We start from the raw sequence: 19163 nt of genomic DNA, 5'->3' as shown, positions 1-19163 counted from the left end.
GCAGCCCCGTGCCACGCTCGCCCCGGACGCTAGCCACCACGCCCAGCCCGCACCCGAGACGGATCTCGCAGAGACCCGGCGAACCGCTCGGCGAGGCCGTGGCGGCGCGGGAGCGTCAGGGGGTGGCGAGGACGGCGGCGAGGACGATGCCGCGGGCGGTCCATGCGGCGGTGCGGATCCAGTTGGTGGTGATGAGGCGCCGGCCGGCGTCGGCGTCGTGGCCGCGGGCGAGCACGCTGTGCATCGGTACTTGGAGCAGCCACGTCGAGGCCAGCGCAACGCCGAGGAGTGCGGCGGCCACCCATGCGCTCAGGGCGCTCATCGTGTCCGGGCGGTCGACGAGCAACGCCAGCGCGGTCGTTCCCTCCACGGCCATCAGGGGCCCGACGATCCAGGTGATCCGGCGTTGGTGGTCGACGGCCGCCGTCACCGGCGACATCGCCGAGTACCCGACGAGCATCGGGTAGTGCACGAGTTGCATCACCCAGATCACGCCGGCCATCGCCCACGTCGCCGCAGCGCCGGCGACGAGCACCGACGTCATCCGCCCGCCGCCACGGCCTCGACGGATCGGATCCGTTCGAACCAGGCCACGCTGACGCCGACACCGGGGGAGTAGCGGGCGATCGGCTCGCCGACGGGTCCCGGCAGTCCGGCTGCCTCGATCACGTCCTGCTCGATCCGGACGCCGGTCACCTCGTGCAGCGGCCAACGCTCGTGGTGCACCCGCCCGTACAGCGGCGTCGCTCGCCGAGTCGTGACGAGCGCCCAACGGGCGCTCAGGAAGTGGTCGAGATCGGTGACGTCGTCGTCGGCGATCGGTGCGCCGACGGTGAACGCGATGTCGGCAACCGCCGATTCGCCGCCGCTGCGGCGGGGCCAACGACGCCGCATCCGGTAGCGGTGACGTTCGCCGTCGACGGTGTGCTCGGTGCTCGCCCAGCAGTACGGGAGCGAGAACACCGTTCGTGCGACCCCGACGATCGCCGAACGCGGCACGTCGAGCGAGAAGAACCACACGGAGCGGCGGCCGAGCCGGTCGCGGACGTAGGTGCGCACGTTGATCTCGATGAACGACCCGAGGAACGGAACCGGCGGCGTCGGGCCGAGCTGCACGTTGCGCATCTCGAACGGGATCAGGCCGACCCAGGCTCGATCGTCGAACGTGTCGACGATGAGCCCGTCGGGCAACAGGCGCTGCACGACGTCCGGCTCGTACGACCAGTGGAAGTATGCGAGTTCGTCCCAACGCTGTCGCATCAAGGTGCGTCGATCCCACGTCGGCGGCTCGGGCGAGATCATCTCGACCGAGGCGCTCGGCGTCGATGTCGCAGATGATGTCTCGCTCGTGGTCATGGTCGCTGCGGGCAGGGGATCGGCTCGTCGGCGGGGATCGGCTCGTCAGGTGAGCGAGTCGGCGACGGCTTCGGCGCAGCGCCGTCCCGAGAACAGTGCGCCCTGGATCGAGGCGGTGTCGCGATGGTCGCCGCAGACGAAGAGTCCATCACCGAGGTCGACGCGTTGCTTCGGGTCGAACGGCGGGTGTTGGCGGGGCTGCCCGTGGGCGATGACGTCGGTGCGGAGATGTCGCCACTCGTCGACCTGCGGGCCCCACATCCGGCCGAGCTGGGTGCGGACCGCCGACTCGATGTCGGGGGCGCGGACGCCCGGACAGGCGGCGGCGATCAGCGCATCGCCCGACGGTGCGTACTCCGGGGCGACGTTGCTCATGACCGCGACGTTGAGCGCCGGGCCGACGCCGGTGCCGTCGAGCACGATGTATCGGTCGTCGATCGGCGGTCGTTCGGCGGCGAACCACACACAGGTGGCGGGGTTCGATTCGACGGGCGGGAGACCGAGCAGCGCCGCGGCCCTCGGCCCCTCGGCGGCCACGACGACCCGTCGTGCGGTGACGACATGGCCGTCGCCGGTCGTGACGCGCTCGGGTGCCACCTCGGTGACCTCGTTGCGGAGGTGGACGGTGCCGGGGTGCAGCGTGTTCGCGAGCTGGGCGGGGATCGCTCCCATGCCGAGCGCCGGGACGGCGGAGTCGCCCTGGAGCAGGCTGCGCAGGATCACGTCGAACATACGTCGACTGGTACGGAGCGAGGGGTCGAGTTGGATGCCACCGACGAGCGGGCGATAGAAGCGTTCGATGACGCGGTCGCCGAACCCGTCGTCGTGCAACGCGTCGAGCGTCGTGGCGTCGGGTTGCCGGAGCAGATCGGGCGCCCTCGTCCGGGTGAGCCGCACACGCTGACGCAGGATGCGGAGCTTGTCGCCCAGCGAGCCGATCGGGGCGATGACGGTCTTGGGTGTGGTGGTGGGCCGGCGGAGCGGGTCGCCGATCAGATGGGTGGCGGCGCCGTCCCAGACGATGGCGCCCGGTTCGAATCGGCGGAGGTCGAGTGCGTTGACGTCGAACTGCCGATCGAGTTCGGGGTACGCGGTGAGGAGCACCTGGAACCCGCGATCGAGGCGATAGCCGTCGACGACGTCGGTACGAACGCGTCCGCCGACACCGTCGGACGCCTCGAGCACGACGACGTCGTGTCCGGCGCGCTGGAGGGTGGTGGCGGCGGCCAGTCCGGCGAGGCCGGCACCGACGATCACGACGTCGGCCGACTCGGGGACCGGGCGTGTGTGGTCACGCTCGTCCATGCCAGATGGAACGTGCGATGGCCGTGATTATTCCGGACGGATGCTCAGTCGATGATGCCGTCGGTGAGTTCGATCAGTTGCCCGATCGTCACCTCGGACTCGAGCGGGTGACGGAAGTGGACTTCGGGATTGATGTGGTACCGGTTCCGGCGACCGACGCGTTCGTGGGTGACGCACCCCGACGCCTCGAGCTCGGCGAGGATCCGGGTGACGGCCCCCGGCGTGATGCCGACGGCGTCGGCGATGTCGCGCTGGCGCATCTCGGGATCTTGGCCGATCGCGACGAGCACGTGGGCGTGGTTCGTCAGGAACGTCCAGGACGGCCGGCCGTCCCCGGCGTCGGTGTCGGTGTCGGTTTCGGTGGCGGACGACATCGTCGATCGATCGTAGCGATCAGAACGTCGACGTTTCGTGTCATTCATTCGGTCCTCCCAGCGGTGACGTCGACGACCTGGTACGCCTCGATGCCGACCTGGCGCGCCGTCGACACATTGCGTGACGAATCGTCGAAGAGCACGATGCGTCCGTGGCCGGCTCGGCGCCGAACGACGCGGAACACTTCGCGGTCCGGTTTGGCGACGCCCAGCACGTCCGACACGAGCACCCTTTCGAACCGGTGCTCGAGGCCGAAGCGCTCGAGTTGGGGGAGCAGCCACTCGGACCGGTGATTGCTGAGGAGCCAGGCCCGTCGGTCGGAGTTCGCGACCAGGTCGAAGATCGGTCCGGGCGCATAGCTCGCTGCGAGTCCACGATCGAGCGTGGCCGGGTCGTCGCCCGGGAACAGACGGTTCCACGCCTCCTCGACCTCGAGGCGCCCCTCCCAGCAATCGAGACGAACGTGTCGGCGCCATCGTCGCCACACGCGACGGGGATCGTCACCCCGTGCCGCGGCGTGTCGATGGACGAACGTCGGGAACGCCCGGTTCAGGACGACGCCGTGCGCATCGAAGACGAGCACGGTGTCGTCGCCCCACGCCGCCGACGACGGCCCGCTGGTGTCGACGCTGCGAATGCGCTGCTTCGTGGTTGCCGACGCCGTCACGCCGCCACCTGGCCGAGCCGTTCGACGACCTCACCGACGAGGTCTTGGGTGAGGGCGGTGGACTCGGCGACGTTCATCGTGGGGATGCCGGCCGTCTTGGCCTGGGCGACGAGGTGATCTTGGATCGCCGTGATGTGATCGAACCGCTGGAGGTGACGGTCGCCGTCGCGGAGCGGCTCGGCGTTCCGTCGGCTCGCGAGGTTCGATCGATGGACCGACGGTGGAGCGATCACGACCCGCTCGACGACCACGGGTCGCATCGGGTGATCGGACAGAGCCTCGGTGAGTGCGCCGGGACGGAGGTGCACGCCTTCGGCGATGACGGATCGGTTCTCGGTGACCAGTCGCGATGCGACGGCGCCGAGGGCGTTCGACACCGCCTCGCACTGACGGTCGAACGCCACGAACGGGTCGGCCTTCGTCGTGTCGACGATCTCGAACGTGGATGCGTGGAGCTCGGGGAGCACGGCGGCGGGCACGACGGTGCGGAGCACCTCGCGGATGGCGTCGGTCGTGACCAGCCGGGTGATCTCGAGCCGGACGGCGAGACGCGTCGCCAGCGTGCTCTTGCCGGCACCCGGCGCACCGCCGAGCACGATGACGACGGGCCGACCGCTGCGACGAACGGCACGCCAGGCGAGCCAACGGCGGACGATCTGCTCGCCCTCCGGTTGTGCTCGGAGCACGTCGCACGCGACCTCGACGAGTTCGTCGGAGTCGTGACGTGCACGACCGTCGTGGAGCGACTCCTGCACGATCGACGCCAATCGGTACGCCTCTTCGGTGTGGAGGCCGGTCGCCAACAGGCTGGTCGCCATGATGCCTCGCGAGAAGGGGAGGACCTCGCCGTGACGGTTCGTGATCCGCAGCGTCGGGTCGTCGGAAGCCAGGTCGATGGGCATGTGCGTCTCCTTCGTTCGTCCTGTCGGCGTCGATGCCGCGGATCCGAGCGATCGTTTGGCGGGCGCTCGGCCGATCGGTCATGACGGGCTGAACAGGTCATGTGAATGACGTAGATCATAATAGCTATGTTTGAAAATAGCTATTACGAGATAACCTTTCGCCATGCGCACCGAAGCGAGCCCCCTCCGGCGGCCCCCGGCATGAGCGATTCCTCGATCATCTGGCTCCTGCTCGCGTCGTTCGGCGTCGCCGTGCTCGTGCTGGCCTCCCGGCCGTGGTCGGGTCGCACCGCGTTCTCGATCGCAGCGGTGCCGCCCGCCCTCACGTCGGTCTGCTCGATCGTGTGGCTCGCCGCCGGTGATTCGCTCACCGCGTCGGTGACGTGGGTCGAGGGGCTCGGCCTCGAGGTGGCGTTCCGGATCGATGCGTTGACGGCGCTGCTCGGGTTGATCGTCGCCGGTATCGGCGTCGCCGTCTTCGTGTACGCCGCCGGCTACTTCTCGTCGGGGGCCGCAGGCCTCGGACGCTTCGCCGCCACCCTGCTCGCCTTCTCGGGGTCGATGCTCGGCCTCGTGTGGGCCGACTCGGTCTGGACGCTGTTCGTGTTCTGGGAGATGACCTCGGTCACGTCGTTCCTGCTCGTCGGTCACAAGTACGCCGACCCCACGGCGCAGATCGCCGCCCGCCGAGCGCTGCTCATCACCGCCGCGGGCGGACTCGTCCTCCTCGCCGGACTCCTCGTACTCACCGGAGCCGACGGTTCGACACGTCTCGGTGCGCTGCAGCCCGTCGGCGGCACCACCGGAGCGGTCGCCGCGGTGTTGGTGGTCGTCGCGGCCGCCACCAAGTCGGCACAGGTGCCGTTCCACGTGTGGCTGCCGGGCGCGATGGCTGCGCCGACGCCGGTGAGCGCATACCTGCACTCGGCCACGATGGTGAAGGCGGGCATCATCCTGCTCGCCGTGCTGCAACCGGCGCTCGGCGACACCGGGCCGTGGCTGCCACTGGTCGTCGGTGTCGGTCTCGCGACGATGCTGTGGGGAGCGATCGGTGCACTCCGCCAGACCGACGCCAAGCTCATCCTCGCCTGGGGCACGGTGTCGCAGCTGGGCCTGATGGTCGCCCTGCTCGGCGTCGGCGAGGGAAAGGCCACCTTCGCCGCCGTCTCGATCCTCGTCGCCCACGCCGTGTTCAAAGCGGCGCTGTTCATGGTCGTCGGCGAGATCGACGTGCGCACCGGCACTCGAGAGATCGCCGAGCTCGGCGGCTTGTGGCGATCGATGCCCGTCGCGTTCGGTGTCGCTGTCCTGTCCGGCCTCTCGATGGCCGGGGTGCCGCCCCTGCTCGGTTTCGCCGCCAAGGAAGCGGGCATCGAGGCCGCGCTGCAGCTCGGCGGCGCCGAGCGGGCGGTCCTGCTCGCCGGCGTCGTCGGCGGCTCGGTGCTCACCGTTGCCTACACGCTCCGGTTCCTGCTCGGCGTGTTCGCCGGTACGGAGCCGGACGGGCTGACGGTCGCCCCTCGCCGCCCCGCCATGACGGTCGTGTCCGGACTCCTCGGTCTGGCAAGCCTCGTCGGCTTCGTCCTGCTCGGCGTGGTCAGCGATCGGGTCCGGGCCGGCGCTGTCCGCATCGACCCGGCGGCCGAGGCCTACACGCTGCTGCGCTGGCCGGGGCTCACCACGGCGTTCGCGATCTCGATGGCGATCGTCGCGGCCGGCGCGGTCCTCGGCCTCGTCCTGGTGCGTCGTGACTCGGCGGCTCCGCGCCCGCTCGGCGCCGATGCCGTCGACGCAATGGTCACGGTGACCCTGCGCTCCGCCCGCCGGGTCGCCGGCGTGGTGCAACACGGCTCGTTGCCCGGCTACGTGCTCACGGCCGCGGTCGTCGCCGCGCTCGCGGCGGTGCCGTTCGTGACCGAGATCGACGTCGACACACTCCGCCCGTGGGACAGCCCCGCCCAGGTGGTGCTCGGAGCGATCGTGCTCGGTGCTGCGATCGCCCTGACGCTGGTTCCGAACCGGCTCGGGGCGGCGCTCGGGCTCGGCGCCGTCGGGTTCGCCGTCGCCGGATTGTTCGTCGTGCAGGGATCACCCGACCTGGCACTCACCCAGCTCCTCGTCGAGACCGTGATCGTCGTCGGCTTCGTCGTCGGCCTCGGTCACCTCGGCCGCGACTTCCCTCGCTTCGGTCTGCTGTGGCGCCAGGTGCGCATCGCCGTGTCGGTGCTCGTCGGCATCGCGGTCGCCGCTGCGCTCGCCGCGGCCGGGAGTCGTCCGACCGGCGCACCGCCGCGCCAGGCCCTCGTCGAGGAGTCGGTCGAGACCGGTGGCGGCAACAACATCGTCAACGTCGTGCTCACCGACATCCGAGCGCTCGACACGTGGGGCGAGATCATCGTGCTCGTCGCCGTCTCGGTCGGTGTCGTGTCACTCGCTCGCGCCGGTCGTGACGAGCAGGCGGGACAACGGGATCGAGTCGCTCCCGAGACGGAGCGCGAACTCACGGAGGTGGCGTCATGATCGCCGAACGTTCCATCGTCGTCCGCACGGGGATCGAGCTCGCCAGCCCGCTCGCCGTCGTCGTCGCCGCCTACCTGTTCTTCGCCGGGCACAACCAGCCGGGCGGCGGCTTCGGCGCCGGGTTGGTCCTGGGAGCCGTCGCCGCGCTGCGCATCGTCGTCGGACTGTCGGCACCGCGTCGCCCCGTGGTTCTCATGGGGATCGGCGGCGTGCTCGCCGGGGTGGTCGCGATCGCCCCGCTGTTGTTCGGTGACGCCCTGCTCGATCAGGTCGTCGTCGACGCCGACCTTCCCGTGCTCGGCACGGTCAAGAGCGGCACGGCGCTGATCTTCGACCTCGGCGTCACCTTCATCGTCGTCGGCCTGGTCGTCGCCGTCCTGCTCGCACTCGGTGGCGACGAACTCGCCGGAGAGGATCGCTCATGAGCGCCACGTTGATCGTCGTGATCGCCGGTTTGGCGGCGATCGGGACCTACCTCGTCACGTCTCGGCTGCTCAGCCGCATCGTGCTCGGGTTCGCGTTGTTCGGCCATGCGGCCGTGCTCGCCCTCGTCGCTGCCGGCGGTGAGGACGGGGCCCCACCGCTCGCCGATCGCTCGACCGCCGACGAGATGTCGAACCCGGTCCCGCAGGCGTTGGCGCTGACGGCGATCGTGATCTCGTTCGGCCTGACGCTGTTCCTGCTCGCACTGGCACGGCGCCAGCAGCAGTTGACCGGCGACGACCTGGTCGAGGACGACATCGAGGACCGCCGGATAGCGGCGCCGGCGATCGACGCCGACGGTGACCACCTGATCGGGTACGCCGTCGCCCCCGGTGCCCGGGACGCGACGATCGAGAACAGGAGCTCGACATGACCACCCTCGTCGGCCTGGCCGTCGGCATCCCGCTCGTGGCGGCGATGCTCGCGCTCCTGCTCCGCACCGCCGCCCGCTGGCGCGACGTCGTCACGCTCGGCTCGCTGGTCGGCCTGACCGGCATCGCGACGACGTTGCTCGTGCACGTGCGCGCCGAGGGCACGGTCGTGCTACGGGTCGGCGGCTGGGACCCCGAACTCGGCATCGTCCTCGTCGCCGACGCGTTCGCCGTGCTCGTGCTGCTCGCTGCGGTGCTCACCATCACGATCGTCGAGGTGTTCGCCATCGGACAGCGGCGGTCGGCCATGGGCGCCGACCCGACCGTCGTCGGTCCGATGCTGCTCGTGCTGACCGGCGGCGTGTCCTTGTCGATCCTCACCGGTGACCTGTTCACCCTGTTCGTCGGCTTCGAACTGATGCTCGTGGCGAGCTACGTCCTGCTGACCCACCAGGGACGCGCCGGCCAGGTGCGGGCCGGCATGACCTACGTGGTGATGAACCTGTTCGCCTCGACCCTGTTCCTCATCGGCGTCGCCATCGTCTACGCCGCGACCGGCACCGTCAACATGGCACTGCTCGCCGAGCGGGTCCCCGACCTGAGCGACGGTGTCCGCCTCGGCATCGGGCTGTGGTTCCTGGTCGTGTTCGGCACGAAGGCGGCGATGTTCCCGCTGTTCTCGTGGCTGCCCGACAGCTACCCGACGGCGCCGACCACGATCACGGCGGTGTTCGCCGGTCTGCTCACCAAGATCGGCGTGTACGTCATGATCCGGTTCCACACGCTGACCGACATGGACGCCCTCGGGCCACTCATCCTCGTGATCGCCGGCCTGACGATGATCGTCGGCGTGGCCGGTGCGCTGGCACAGGACGACGTGAAGCGGATCTTGTCGTTCCACATCGTCAGCCAGATCGGCTACATGCTGATGGGTCTCGGCCTGTTCACCGTGGCCGGTGTCGCCGGGGCCGTGCTGTTCCTCGTCCACCAGATCCCGGTCAAGACGGTGCTGTTCCTCGTCGGTGGTCTGATCGAGGTCGACCGCGGGACCTCGGCGCTCGACCGGGTCAGCGGCATGATCGCCAGTCGGCCGGGTGTTGCAGTGCTGTTCGCACTGCCTGCGCTCAGCCTCGCCGGTCTGCCGCCGTTCTCCGGTTTCGTGGCCAAGCTGGCGCTGGTCGACGCCGGCATCGACGACGTCGCCATCGCGATCGTGGTCGTCGCCCTCGTCGGCAGCCTGCTGACGCTCTTGTCGATGGTGAAGATCTGGATCGGCGTGTTCTGGGGCGCTCCCGACGACGGTGAGCGGCGCCTCGTGCCCGCCACGTCGTGGCGCACGATGACGACGGCCGCAGCGACGGCCGTCGGCGTGACCCTCGCGGTCGCCGTCCTCTCCGGACCGCTGTGGGAGATGAGCGAACGAGCAGCGACCGAGCTGCTCGACAAGGAGCCGTACGTGACGGAGGTGATGTCCGGATGAAGCAGCCCCCGACCCGCAACCGCATGTCACGCAACCGCATGACCCGCAACGGCATGTCCTGGAGCGACCTGCTGACGGTGCGCCGGCTCGTGACCCTTGCTGCCCTCGTGGCGGCGTGGTGCGCCCTGTGGGGATCCGTGAGCTGGGCGAACGTCCTGTCCGGCATCGTCGTCGGCCTGGTCGCGCTGACGATCGGCGTCGGCGGGAGCGGACGAGGTGGCGTCCGGGGCGTGCCGATGCTCCGGCTCGTCGCCGTGGTCGCCGTCGACATGGTCGTGTCGACCCTGGTCGTCGCGCGCGCCGTCGTCGCACCCGGTGATCGTCCACGCGAAGGCATCATCGCCGTGCCGATCTCGGCACCGGCGAAACACCACCTCCTGTTGCTGTTCGTCGCGATCACCGTCACGCCCGGCACCGCGGTGGTCGCGGCCGAGGCCGACGGATCGGTGCTCTACCTCCACGTGCTCGACGTCGAACGACGGGCCGACGTCGAGGCGCACACCCGCAGGCTCGCCGAGCTGGCCTGCGCCGCCTTGCCCACCCCAGAAGCCGAGCGAATCGAGGTCTCGTCGTGATCGTCACCGTCGTCTATTCGATCCTGGGGTTGTCCGCCGTCCTGGCGATCGCCCGCATGGTCGTGGGGCCCACCTTGGCCGACCGCATCATCGCCCTCGACGTGCTGCTGGTCAGCCTGATGATGGCGATCGCGGTCGATGCCGCGAATCGTGGCGTAGACACATGGCTGAACCTGCTCGTCGTCATCGCGATCATCGGCTTCACCGCGACCGTTGCGCTCACTCGTTACATCGAGCGTGAGGCGAGAGGGGCCCGGCCGTGAACCCGCTCGCAACGGTCGCTGCACTGCTCGGCGCGCTGGTCGTGCTCGTCGCCGCGGTCGGGCTGATGCGGTTCGACAGCCCGTACGCCCGTGTCCACGCCGCCGGCAAGGCGAGCCCGGTCGCATTCGTGATCGTCGCCGTCGGTGCTGCCGCCGATGTCGGGTGGTCGGGAGCGCTGCGGCTCGTGCTCGCCGCCGCCGCCCTGATCCTCACGCTGCCGGTCGCCGTGCACCTGTTGTTCCGTGCCGTGCACGCATCATCGCCCGAGTACGACCCGGAGGTCGACGAACTCTCGCGCTGACGTCTCCTGCACCTGTGCTCAGGCGTGAGCGCAGGCCGGCGTGCAGGCGTGGGCGTGTCCGTTGCCGACGTCGTGCGGTCGTTCGTGGTCGTGGCGAGGCGTGGGGGAGTGGTGCCTCGAGGTGTCGGACCGCTGGAGGCGCCGGGCGCGGAGTCCGTTGGCGATGACGACGATCTCGGCGACCTCGTGGATCGCGACGACCGCACCGAGGCCGAGCAGTCCGAACCCGGCGACCGGAACGAGGACGGCGATGATCAGGCCGGACATCACGAGGTTCTGGATCATCAGGCGCCGCGTCCGGACGGCGTGGTCGATCACCTCGGGGAGGTGATCGAGTCGATCTCCCATGATGGCGATGTCGGCCGCTTCGATGGCCACGTCGGTGCCGGCGGCGCCCATCGCGATGCCGATGTCGGCGGTCGCCAGCGCCGGGGCGTCGTTGATGCCGTCTCCCACCATCGCGACGGCGCCGTCGCTGGACAGCTCGCCGACCGCACCGACCTTGTCGTCGGGCAGGAGTTCGGCGCGGACGTCGTCGATGCCGACCTGGCCGGCGAGTGCGGCTGCCGTGACCGCGTTGTCGCCGGTGAGCATCGTCACGCCCAGCCCGCGACGATGCAGGCCGGCGACGACCTCGGCCGCTTCGGGGCGGACCTCGTCGGCGATCGCGATCGCGGCCTCGACGTGTCCGTCGATCTCGACGACGACCACGGTCGCCCCATTGCGTCGGAAGTGGTCGATGTCGCTCCCCAACGCTCCCTCACCGATGAATCCCGGCTTCCCGACCCGGACGGCGACGTCGTCGACCGTGCCGACGATGCCGTGTCCGGGAAAGGTCGTCACGTCGACGGCGGTGGGTAGGGAGGCCGGAGCGGCGCCGACGATCGCAGCAGCGAGCGGATGATCGCTCGACGCTTCGACGGCTGCGGCGAGCGCCAGCGACCGGTCGCGGTCGGCGCCGGTCGCCGTGGCGACATCGACCACGGCCGGACGGTTCCGCGTGAGCGTGCCGGTCTTGTCGAGGGCGACCGTGCGGACGGTGCCGAGTGCTTCGAGCGCAGCGCCGCCCTTGATCACCAAGCCGACCCGGCTGGCGGCGCCGATCGCGGCGAACACGGTGACCGGTACGGAGATGGCGAAGGCACAGGGTGATGCAGCGACGAGCACGACGAGCGCTCGCTCGATCCAGAGGGTCGGATCGCCGAACAGTGAGCCGACCACCGCAATGGCAGCGGAGAGGACGAGGATGCCCGGCACGAGCGGGCGGGCGATCCGGTCGGCCAGCCGCTGTGCGCTGCCCTTGCGGTCGTGTGCCTCCTCGACGGCTCGGACGATGCGCGACAAGGTGCTGTCGGACGCCGGTGCCGACGCCTCGACCTCGAGCACGCCGCCCCCGTTGATGCTGCCGGCGAGCACGGTGCTCCCGGTCGACACGTCGACCGGCATCGACTCGCCGGTCACGGCCGACACGTCGACGCTGGAGGTGCCGGCGACGACGACGCCGTCGGTGGGCAGCCGATCGCCGGCCCACAGGACGATGCGATCACCGGCGGTGATCTCGGAAGTCGCGCGTTCGACGGTGCCGTCACCCAACCGAACTCGAGTCGTCTCGGGAACGAGTGCGAGGACGGCACGCAAGCCTTGTCGGGATCGGGCGACGGCCCAGGCCTCGAGCGCTTCGGAGATGGAGAACAGGAAGGCGAGTGAGGCGGCCTCGCCCCACTGGTCGAGCGCCAGGGCGCCGACGAGCGCGATGGTCATCAGTACGTCGACGCCGAGGCGACCGCCGACGACCGCCCGAACGGCGCCGGGCACGAACGTCGATCCGCCTGCGACGATCGTGACGACGAACAGCGGTCGCGAGATCGACAGATCGGAGAGTTCGGCGGTGATCCCGATCAGCCAGCTCGCCGCGGCGAGCGCGGCAGCCCACCACTGCCAGTGCGCGAACCGACTGCGGTCGTCGGTGCTCGCTCGTTCGTCGGCGACCTGCGCGCCGCCGCAGCAGGCGTCACCCACACCCGTCTCCGCAGGCGCCGGTCGAAGGGTGGTCGCAGAGCCGGACCTCGTGGCCGGTGCGAGCGAGCAACTGCTCGGATGCCCTGAGGAGATCGATCAGCTCCGGGTGGGCGATCGAGTAGTACACCTGCCGGCGCTCGGCCGGGCGATCGGTGACCAGTCCGCATCCACGCAGACACGCCAGATGGTTCGACACGTTCGACTGCGATGAACCGACGGCGGTGACGAGATCGGTCACGCGGCGTTCGCCGCCGAGGAGTTCGAGCAGGATCCGCAGCCGGGTCGGGTCGCTCATCCCGTGGAACAGCTCCGCTGCGGTCGCGATCTGCACCGGTGTCGTGGTCGTCATGCGTGCATCATCGCAAAACACTGATGACATTCGCAACCTCCGATGCAACCATCGTCCGGTGATGACGGAAGGGGACGTCGGTCGGGAGCGATCGCCACCTCGTGTCCCGAGTCGGAGACCCTCGACCCGCGCAGACATGAGCTCGGCGCTCGCCCGCGCCGCTCGGGTGTCAGGCGATGATCCGGTCGAACGACTCGAAGTCGAGGGTCAGGCCGGACGTCGTGGTCTGGTATCGCTGGTTCGTCTCGAGTCGCTCGACGGTGCCCCACGGCGAGTCGTGTCGGGGGAACTCGCTGATCGGCTGTTCGGTGCCGTCGACCACGAACGGTGCATCCCAGCCGAACTCGATCGTGCCGGCGGTCGGCGAGGTCCACGCCACGTCGAAGCCGGTGTCGGTGCGCTCGACCTGCGGCTCGGTCGACGTGACCGCGGTGACGAACTCGTCGAACGTCCCGTCGTCCTCGTTGCCGACCTCGACGATCCAGGCATTGTCCGGACCGCCGTCGGCGACGAGGTCGAACGGGCCGGTCATGCCGTTGGTGGCGACACCGGCCGGGTACTCGCGCCACGCGGTCGGTCGCCACGACCAGAGCGCGACGTAGCCGCCGCTCTTGCTGCCGACGACCCAGTTGCCGACCTCACGGACCTCGTCGAAGTGGTCGGTGGGGAAGTAGGCGTGGGTGAACGGCCGGTACGGGAAGAACGCCCCGAGCAGGGCGTCGGTGGTCTCGTCGTACGCCGGCAGGTACAGGTGCACGGCGGTGCGTTCGAACTGGGCCGACCGCGGCATCGACGCCTCACCGGTCCAGTAGCCCGGGTCGCCGTCGTCGTTCCAGTCGTTCGACTCGGCGCGGTCGGTCATCGGATGGGTCGTGAACACGCGGGCGTCGGGGTCGATCGTCGCCTGCCAGGCGTGACCCTGATCTCGCAGCTCGCCCTTGCGGTGATCGAGCACGGCGGCCAACGACACCTGCGGGCTGCGCCACGCGTAGGTGTTGGCCTCGGCCAGGAAGCCGAGGTTCAGGATCTGCGGGTTGGCCTGTTCCCACGCCTTGATCGCCTCGACGTCGCCACCCTGGGCATCGCTCAGGAGCTTCACCTGGGTGAAGGCGTCGCCTTCCCACAGGCGGAACTCGTCGGCCTGCGCGGTGCCGACCTCGGCGAGCTGCCACATGCCGACGGCGCCGAGCGACCACCAGAAGGGGAGGTTGGCGGGATCGTCGTAGTCGTATCCGAACGGGGCGACCGGGTCGTCGGTGATCGGTTCGGATGCGTCGGCCCAGACACCGTGTCGCTCCCTCGTGACGGTGGTCGAGTCGTCGTGCGCGACGTCGAGGACGAGTGCCGGCGGCCGGTAGCGGGTTGCAGCACCGAAGTACGTCGCGGTCGTGCTCGTGGTGCTCTCGTAGCCGCCGGGTGTGCGGTCGAAGAGCATCTTCGCCAGGTCGAAGGTGTCTTCGTCACGGGCGGTCATCTTGTCCTTCTTGTAGGTGCGTCCGTGCGGGGCGACGTAGGCGCCTCGGTGATAGTGGGACGCCATGTCGAGCAGGCAGGCGTCGAGGCCGACCGCCGCCGCTCGGACGAGGTCGTCGTCGTCCGACAGTTCGCACAGCATCAGGAGCGGGGTGACGTTCTTCGCCATGTAGACGTTCGAGTGCCACTCGAAGAAGCCGAACCGGCCACGTTCGTTGATCCACTCGAGGATGTCCGGCTTGGCTCGGGCGGCGTGCTCGGCGCCGGTCATCCCGGTCACCGGGAACGTCTCGTCGGGGAACATCTCGCCGGCCAGGCACTCGTTCGCGAGCGTGATCAGGCGGTGGTTCTCCGACCAGTACCAGAGATGGTCGATGCGGTCGTCGGGAAGCGGATCGTCGTACCGGTAGCGATTCGCGATCGTGCGCAACGCGATCGCGTCGATGACGCCGGGATCGATCCGGGTCGTGTCGGTGTCACCCCGGCCCAGGGCATACACCCAGTTCAGGTACATGAAGTCGAAGTCACGCGTGTCGCGCCACTCGTCGATCTTCGTCCAGGTCGGTTGGAGCGCCTCGACGGTGACGGCGTCGATGTCCCACCAGTACGACGGGTCGCGTCGGGCCTGTGCGAGTTGGACGACGATGCCGGTCGGGTTGCCCGGGTTGGTCCTGACCGATGCGTACTCGAGGTAGCTGTCGACCCGGGCGCGAAAGAACGCCTCGTCGACGAGGCCCGGTGTTCCGGGCGGGGCGATCGGTGAGGCAGGCGCCGACGGCAGGGTCGACGTGGTCGCCAGCGGAGCGGTGGTGGCGGGTGACGGCGTGGTGGTCGGTGTCGTGCTGGTCGACGGCGCGGTCGTGGCGCCAGCGCTCGTGCTCGTCGAGCTGCTCGACTCGGTGCCGCTGCAGGCGGCGATCGCCGCCAAGCTCAGTCCACCCGTCAAGAACTCCCGTCGCCGCAACATCGAGTCACTCCACCACACGACCCGGCAGCCGGTCAACGCGAACCGGCGAAACCGTGCCTCGCCGGTCGTCAGGTCGTCGTTCGCAGGTCGTCAACGGGGCCACGGCCTGGCTCGGGTCTGGGCGGTGACGGCCAGACGGCACACGCGATGCACGTGAGCGGCCGTCATCAGCGTGTCGGTGCCGGCGCGTATGTCGGCGAGGAGCCGAGCCGCCCAGTCGAGTTCGACGCCGGCCACGTCGATGCGGTGCGTGCCGTCGGCGTCGACCTGGATGAGGTGTTCTCCGCCATCGGCCCCGGCCGGGTCGACGTTGGCCCTCACCTCGAGCGTGCCGGCGGTGCCGGTGATCATCAGCCGACAGTCGCCCCAGCTGCCGAGTCCGGCAGCGGTCAGGTAGTCGACCCGATGCGTGCCGACGACGCCGTTGGCGGCCAGCATCACTCGCCCGACGTCCTGCATCGTCGGCCGGTCGGGGCAACTCACATTGCCGACCGACGACGAGATCAGCTCGACCACCGCCGTGTCGGCGGGGTCGGCGATCGCGCAGAACTGGTCGATCTGATGCGTCGCCAGGTCGGCCAGGATCCCGCCCGACGTCGCCGGATCCCAGAACCAGTCGGGTCGTTGGTCGGCCAGCAGCGAATGGGGTCCGAGCCCGACGACGTCGACCACTCGACCGATCGTGCCTGCGCGGGCTCGTCGGACGGCCTCGCTCACGGCACGGTTGCCGAACCGTTCGGAGAACAGCACCCACCAACGCCGGCCGCTCGATCGCTCTGCGTCGACGACGTCATCGAGTTGCTCGAGCGTGGTCACCCCCGGCTTGTCGGACAACACGTGCTTGCCGGCGCGGAGTGCTGCTGCGGCATGACCGGCTCGCTCGGCAGGCACGCCAGCGACGACGACGAGATCGGCGGCATCGTGACCGAGCGCAGCGGGAACGTCGAGCCGTGGCGAATCGGCACGCCACTGCTCGTACAGCTCCATGAGCGGACCGTCGTCGCCGGCATGACCGACCTCGTGAGCCCCGGCAGTGAGCAGCCCCTCGACCAGCTCGAACACGTGCGGATGCTCGATGCCCACGACGCTGAACCCGACCCCGCTTCCCATGGCGACGACCGTACAGCCGAGGGCGGTCGCCTCGCCGGGTCGACCGGCGGGAGGAGCACCCATGCCGCCCTGCACTGGGCGAGGCGAGCTCGGGATGCCTGGGCACCGGGCGACGGCGCCCTGCTCGCATCGCTCGGCACCCGACCCATCGATCATCGGGTCGAGTGATCTCCCGAATCGCCTCGGCGGTGCCGCGGTGTTCCGTCCGGTACCCGACCCTCGTCCGAGCCCGAGGTTCTTCGGTTGTGAAGGGGCGTGTCGGGGCAGGGGTGATCCGACGGTTGGGGGTGTTCGAGGATGATCGAGGGGATGCAGATCGAGCCGGTGTGCTCGGCCGCCTGGTCAGGCGGCGCGGCGGGTGGGTGGTCCGGTGTTGTGGATGGTGCCGTCGGGGAATCGGAGGGTGAGTTCACGATTCGGACCCAACTCGATGTGCCAGTCGTCGTCGTGGATCTTGGTGTGGTGGTGGGTGCAGACTGGGATGAGGTTGTCGAGGTCGGTGGTGCCGCCGTTGCGCCACCAGATGATGTGGTGGATCTTGCAGCGTTCGAACCGGGTGTCGCAGCCGGGGATCGCACAGGTCGCGTACAGCGCTCGCAGTGCTCGTCGTTGTGCTGGTGATGCCAGTCGGGTCGAGCGGCCGAGGTCGAGTTGGCCGGGTGCGTGCAACACGATGCCGTTGCGGACCACGACGGTGTGCACGACGCCGTCGCTCATCATGTCGGCGAGGACCCGTTGGGGGATGTCGATGGGGATGCCCCAGTCGACGGTGGGGCCACCGTTGCCGTCTCCGGACGAGGTGTCGACGACGACGATGTATTCGGGGCGTCCGGATCGGGGTGCGTCACCGGCGACGAGTCGGGCCAGGGCCAAGGCGTTGAGGTGATGTTGTTTGCCGATCGGGTCGGTCGGGCAGGTGTCGGGCACCGTCTCGGCGAACAGGGCGTTGACGGTGTTGTCGATCCGGCCGAGGAGTTGTCGGCCGGTGACGGGGTCGAACCGGCCGCGGATGCAGATCATGCCGTCGCCGTCGGTCCACGACGACAGGCGGGTGTCGCGCTTCTGGCGTTCCAACTTGTCGATGCCGTCACGACGGCGGATGTTCTTGGCTTCGATGCCCAATCGACGGCGCCACTCGTCGACCGATGCCACGCTGGCGACGTCGCCGAGGTCGCCGACTCGGTCGAACAGTTCGGCGCGTTGCTCGTCGTTGTCCAAGCCACGGGCCGCGTTCGTCAGGGCGTCGACGTGGCCTTCGGTGATGTCGCCGTCGTCCAACAGTCCGCCGAAGACGGGGATCTGGTCGATCGTGTCGGAACGGTCGCGGTCTTTGATCGCGTCGCGGGTCGACCCGCGTGTGCATTCCGCTGCGGTCTTTTCGGGGAACGGGTCGTGTTCGGACAGCAGCGACGTCAGTTCGGTGCGTGACGACGACAACCATGCCTGCAGGCGGGCGACCGACCGCAACGCCTCCTGTACCTGGAGCGAGTCGACACCGTGACCATCACGGCCGGCGGCGCGGGCAGCAGCAACCTGCTCCACGTGCTCGACGACGGCGCTGACATCCATGCCACCCATCCTGACGAAGGGGTGTCACACGGTTTCCGTTCGGGGACGCCCACTCCGTTCGGCAAACGTCACCGTCAGATGATCGGTCCAGGCGTCGATGGCGTCCCAGTCGCGGTGGTCGCCGGCTGCGACGCCGCGTACGGCCAGGAACGCCCGGGCGGCGATGCGTAGGAGCGGGTTCATGCGTGCCGGGGCGACGGCACCGGCGAACCGGCCCACGGTCAACGGATCCAGTTCGGGCGCGATCGTCCGGATCCTCGACTCGTACTGATCGGCCGAGCGCGTCGACTGCGCGCCCGGCTTCGACAACGCCAGACACGTGAAGAAGAAGGCGACCGTCGTCGACGCGAGCTCCGAACGATGGTCGCGAACGAACGTCGTTGCTCCCCGCAGCCACCGGTCGTATCGGATGGCTCCACCCACGACGACGAGGTCGTAGTCGTCGATGTGAACCGTTTCGTCGACCGGGCGCACGTCGACGGCGTGGCCGGCCGCCGCGATCGACTCGCCGATGTGCCGGGCGACTTCGGCCGTCGTGCCGTGACCGGATGCGGCAACGACGAGGACACGAGCTGGCTTCATGACGCCCGACCTGACTCGTCGTGGCCGAGCCCGAGTTGGGTGAGCAGTGTGCCGGTGTCGTAGAACTCACGTTCCTCGACGATCATCCCGCCGGCGACGGTGCTGAACACGGCGACGGGGATGTCGATGCGGCGCCCGGTCGGCGGCACACCGTCGAACTCGCCATCGTGCGTGCCGGTCATCGTCATCGTGGCGGCCACGCGGTCGCCGTCGTGGATCTCCGACGTGATCGAGACGTGGAAGTCGGAGAAGCCGGCCCGATAACCCGCGAGGAGCAGTGCGAGCTCGTCGGGGCCGTCGAGTCGTTCACCGCCGGGGCCCTCGTACCGGTAGTCGGGGTGGACGATCTCGGTCAGCACGTCGAAGCGGCCCGCGTTGAGGATCTCATCGACGAACCGTCGGACCACCGTGATGCCGGTGTGCTCGGAGGGGCTGATGTCGCTGGTGGTGTTCATGCCTCCAAGTGTTCGGAGATCGCGCGGCCCCGTCGTCACC

At 69.5% G+C, this 19163-nt stretch carries 20 protein-coding genes; 7 read left to right on the top strand and 13 right to left on the bottom strand.

Annotation, left to right across the window (positions count from 1 at the left end):
• Positions 1-115: 115 nt before the first annotated feature.
• Genes BDK89_RS13350 through BDK89_RS13325 form a run of 6 tightly spaced genes read right to left on the bottom strand, consistent with a single transcriptional unit; the run spans position 116 to position 4605 of the window.
• Positions 116-544, bottom strand: a complete 429-nt coding sequence (locus BDK89_RS13350) for a hypothetical protein (RefSeq protein WP_133869408.1) — start codon at positions 542-544, stop codon at positions 116-118.
• Complete coding sequence (locus tag BDK89_RS13345) at positions 541-1356, bottom strand: YqjF family protein (protein ID WP_133869407.1); 816 nt, start codon at positions 1354-1356, stop codon at positions 541-543. The genes BDK89_RS13350 and BDK89_RS13345 overlap by 4 nt, the downstream gene beginning before the upstream one ends.
• 45 nt (positions 1357-1401) lie before the next feature.
• Positions 1402-2661 (bottom strand): NAD(P)/FAD-dependent oxidoreductase, encoded by a 1260-nt coding sequence (locus tag BDK89_RS13340; protein WP_133869406.1) that lies wholly within the window; start codon positions 2659-2661, stop codon positions 1402-1404.
• Positions 2662-2705: 44 nt separating this feature from the next.
• A complete protein-coding gene (locus BDK89_RS13335; RefSeq protein WP_133869405.1) occupies positions 2706-3035 on the bottom strand; it encodes a helix-turn-helix transcriptional regulator in 330 nt (109 codons plus the stop codon).
• A 44-nt stretch (positions 3036-3079) separates the two neighbouring features.
• Positions 3080-3703 carry an HAD family hydrolase gene (locus BDK89_RS13330; protein WP_133869404.1) on the bottom strand — a complete coding sequence of 208 codons (624 nt, stop codon included), beginning with the start codon at positions 3701-3703 and terminating at the stop codon, positions 3080-3082.
• Positions 3700-4605: an AAA family ATPase gene (locus BDK89_RS13325; RefSeq protein ID WP_133869403.1), complete on the bottom strand. Its 906-nt coding sequence runs from the start codon at positions 4603-4605 to the stop codon at positions 3700-3702. The genes BDK89_RS13330 and BDK89_RS13325 overlap by 4 nt, the downstream gene beginning before the upstream one ends.
• Positions 4606-4806: 201 nt before the next feature.
• Between BDK89_RS13325 and mbhE the strand changes: the two genes are divergently transcribed.
• From mbhE to BDK89_RS13290, 7 genes are read left to right on the top strand one after another with little or no spacing between them, the layout of a single operon-like run.
• Positions 4807-7125, top strand: coding sequence for a hydrogen gas-evolving membrane-bound hydrogenase subunit E (gene mbhE, locus BDK89_RS13320; protein ID WP_166657569.1), 2319 nt, complete (start codon positions 4807-4809; stop codon positions 7123-7125).
• Positions 7122-7550 (top strand): MnhB domain-containing protein, encoded by a 429-nt coding sequence (locus BDK89_RS13315; protein WP_133869401.1) that lies wholly within the window; start codon positions 7122-7124, stop codon positions 7548-7550. Before mbhE ends, BDK89_RS13315 begins: the two co-directional genes overlap by 4 nt.
• Entirely contained in the window at positions 7547-7981 is a 435-nt protein-coding gene (locus BDK89_RS13310; RefSeq protein WP_133869400.1) for an NADH-quinone oxidoreductase subunit K, read from the top strand. Before BDK89_RS13315 ends, BDK89_RS13310 begins: the two co-directional genes overlap by 4 nt.
• The gene (locus BDK89_RS13305) at positions 7978-9459 is read left to right on the top strand and encodes a proton-conducting transporter transmembrane domain-containing protein (protein WP_133869399.1); all 1482 of its coding nucleotides are present in this window, start codon (positions 7978-7980) and stop codon (positions 9457-9459) included. The genes BDK89_RS13310 and BDK89_RS13305 overlap by 4 nt, the downstream gene beginning before the upstream one ends.
• Complete coding sequence (locus tag BDK89_RS13300; RefSeq protein WP_133869398.1) at positions 9456-10034, top strand: Na+/H+ antiporter subunit E; 579 nt, start codon at positions 9456-9458, stop codon at positions 10032-10034. Before BDK89_RS13305 ends, BDK89_RS13300 begins: the two co-directional genes overlap by 4 nt.
• On the top strand, positions 10031-10297 hold the full coding sequence (locus BDK89_RS13295) for an MrpF/PhaF family protein (RefSeq protein WP_133869397.1): 267 nt from the start codon (positions 10031-10033) through the stop codon (positions 10295-10297). The genes BDK89_RS13300 and BDK89_RS13295 overlap by 4 nt, the downstream gene beginning before the upstream one ends.
• Complete coding sequence (locus BDK89_RS13290; RefSeq protein ID WP_133869396.1) at positions 10294-10599, top strand: monovalent cation/H(+) antiporter subunit G; 306 nt, start codon at positions 10294-10296, stop codon at positions 10597-10599. The genes BDK89_RS13295 and BDK89_RS13290 overlap by 4 nt, the downstream gene beginning before the upstream one ends.
• A gap of 18 nt (positions 10600-10617) precedes the next feature.
• Here the strand turns inward: BDK89_RS13290 and BDK89_RS13285 are convergent, their stop codons facing one another.
• The 7 genes from BDK89_RS13285 to BDK89_RS13255 form a co-directional block, all read right to left on the bottom strand.
• Positions 10618-12618: a heavy metal translocating P-type ATPase gene (locus BDK89_RS13285; protein WP_208294074.1), complete on the bottom strand. Its 2001-nt coding sequence runs from the start codon at positions 12616-12618 to the stop codon at positions 10618-10620.
• The gene (locus tag BDK89_RS13280) at positions 12611-12967 is read right to left on the bottom strand and encodes an ArsR/SmtB family transcription factor (protein WP_133869395.1); all 357 of its coding nucleotides are present in this window, start codon (positions 12965-12967) and stop codon (positions 12611-12613) included. The genes BDK89_RS13285 and BDK89_RS13280 overlap by 8 nt, the downstream gene beginning before the upstream one ends.
• A gap of 169 nt (positions 12968-13136) precedes the next feature.
• A complete protein-coding gene (locus BDK89_RS13275; RefSeq protein ID WP_133869394.1) occupies positions 13137-15407 on the bottom strand; it encodes a hypothetical protein in 2271 nt (756 codons plus the stop codon).
• Between the two features lie 90 nt (positions 15408-15497).
• The gene (locus tag BDK89_RS13270; protein ID WP_166657568.1) at positions 15498-16517 is read right to left on the bottom strand and encodes a Gfo/Idh/MocA family protein; all 1020 of its coding nucleotides are present in this window, start codon (positions 16515-16517) and stop codon (positions 15498-15500) included.
• Between the two features lie 342 nt (positions 16518-16859).
• Positions 16860-18086, bottom strand: coding sequence for an HNH endonuclease signature motif containing protein (locus tag BDK89_RS13265; protein WP_133869392.1), 1227 nt, complete (start codon positions 18084-18086; stop codon positions 16860-16862).
• Positions 18087-18110: 24 nt separating this feature from the next.
• A complete protein-coding gene (locus BDK89_RS13260; protein ID WP_133869391.1) occupies positions 18111-18668 on the bottom strand; it encodes a flavodoxin domain-containing protein in 558 nt (185 codons plus the stop codon).
• Positions 18665-19123 carry an ester cyclase gene (locus BDK89_RS13255; RefSeq protein ID WP_133869390.1) on the bottom strand — a complete coding sequence of 153 codons (459 nt, stop codon included), beginning with the start codon at positions 19121-19123 and terminating at the stop codon, positions 18665-18667. Before BDK89_RS13255 ends, BDK89_RS13260 begins: the two co-directional genes overlap by 4 nt.
• Between the last annotated feature and the right edge of the window lie 40 nt (positions 19124-19163).

Origin of the sequence: Ilumatobacter fluminis (assembly GCF_004364865.1) — a bacterium.
Classification (GTDB): Bacteria; Actinomycetota; Acidimicrobiia; order Acidimicrobiales; family Ilumatobacteraceae; genus Ilumatobacter; species Ilumatobacter fluminis.
The sequence above is the reverse complement of the archived record's forward strand: the minus strand, read 5'-3'. Positions and strand labels throughout refer to the sequence as shown.

Coding starts and splice junctions, on each gene's coding strand:
- BDK89_RS13350 (WP_133869408.1), bottom strand. CDS start 544: ATGACGTCGGTGCTCGTCGCCGGCGCTGCGGCGACGTGGGCGATGGCC.
- BDK89_RS13345 (WP_133869407.1), bottom strand. CDS start 1,356: ATGACCACGAGCGAGACATCATCTGCGACATCGACGCCGAGCGCCTCG.
- BDK89_RS13340 (WP_133869406.1), bottom strand. CDS start 2,661: ATGGACGAGCGTGACCACACACGCCCGGTCCCCGAGTCGGCCGACGTC.
- BDK89_RS13335 (WP_133869405.1), bottom strand. CDS start 3,035: ATGTCGTCCGCCACCGAAACCGACACCGACACCGACGCCGGGGACGGC.
- BDK89_RS13325 (WP_133869403.1), bottom strand. CDS start 4,605: ATGCCCATCGACCTGGCTTCCGACGACCCGACGCTGCGGATCACGAAC.
- mbhE (WP_166657569.1), top strand. CDS start 4,807: ATGAGCGATTCCTCGATCATCTGGCTCCTGCTCGCGTCGTTCGGCGTC.
- BDK89_RS13315 (WP_133869401.1), top strand. CDS start 7,122: ATGATCGCCGAACGTTCCATCGTCGTCCGCACGGGGATCGAGCTCGCC.
- BDK89_RS13310 (WP_133869400.1), top strand. CDS start 7,547: ATGAGCGCCACGTTGATCGTCGTGATCGCCGGTTTGGCGGCGATCGGG.
- BDK89_RS13305 (WP_133869399.1), top strand. CDS start 7,978: ATGACCACCCTCGTCGGCCTGGCCGTCGGCATCCCGCTCGTGGCGGCG.
- BDK89_RS13300 (WP_133869398.1), top strand. CDS start 9,456: ATGAAGCAGCCCCCGACCCGCAACCGCATGTCACGCAACCGCATGACC.
- BDK89_RS13280 (WP_133869395.1), bottom strand. CDS start 12,967: ATGACGACCACGACACCGGTGCAGATCGCGACCGCAGCGGAGCTGTTC.
- BDK89_RS13275 (WP_133869394.1), bottom strand. CDS start 15,407: ATGTTGCGGCGACGGGAGTTCTTGACGGGTGGACTGAGCTTGGCGGCG.
- BDK89_RS13270 (WP_166657568.1), bottom strand. CDS start 16,517: ATGGGAAGCGGGGTCGGGTTCAGCGTCGTGGGCATCGAGCATCCGCAC.
- BDK89_RS13265 (WP_133869392.1), bottom strand. CDS start 18,086: ATGGATGTCAGCGCCGTCGTCGAGCACGTGGAGCAGGTTGCTGCTGCC.
- BDK89_RS13260 (WP_133869391.1), bottom strand. CDS start 18,668: ATGAAGCCAGCTCGTGTCCTCGTCGTTGCCGCATCCGGTCACGGCACG.
- BDK89_RS13255 (WP_133869390.1), bottom strand. CDS start 19,123: ATGAACACCACCAGCGACATCAGCCCCTCCGAGCACACCGGCATCACG.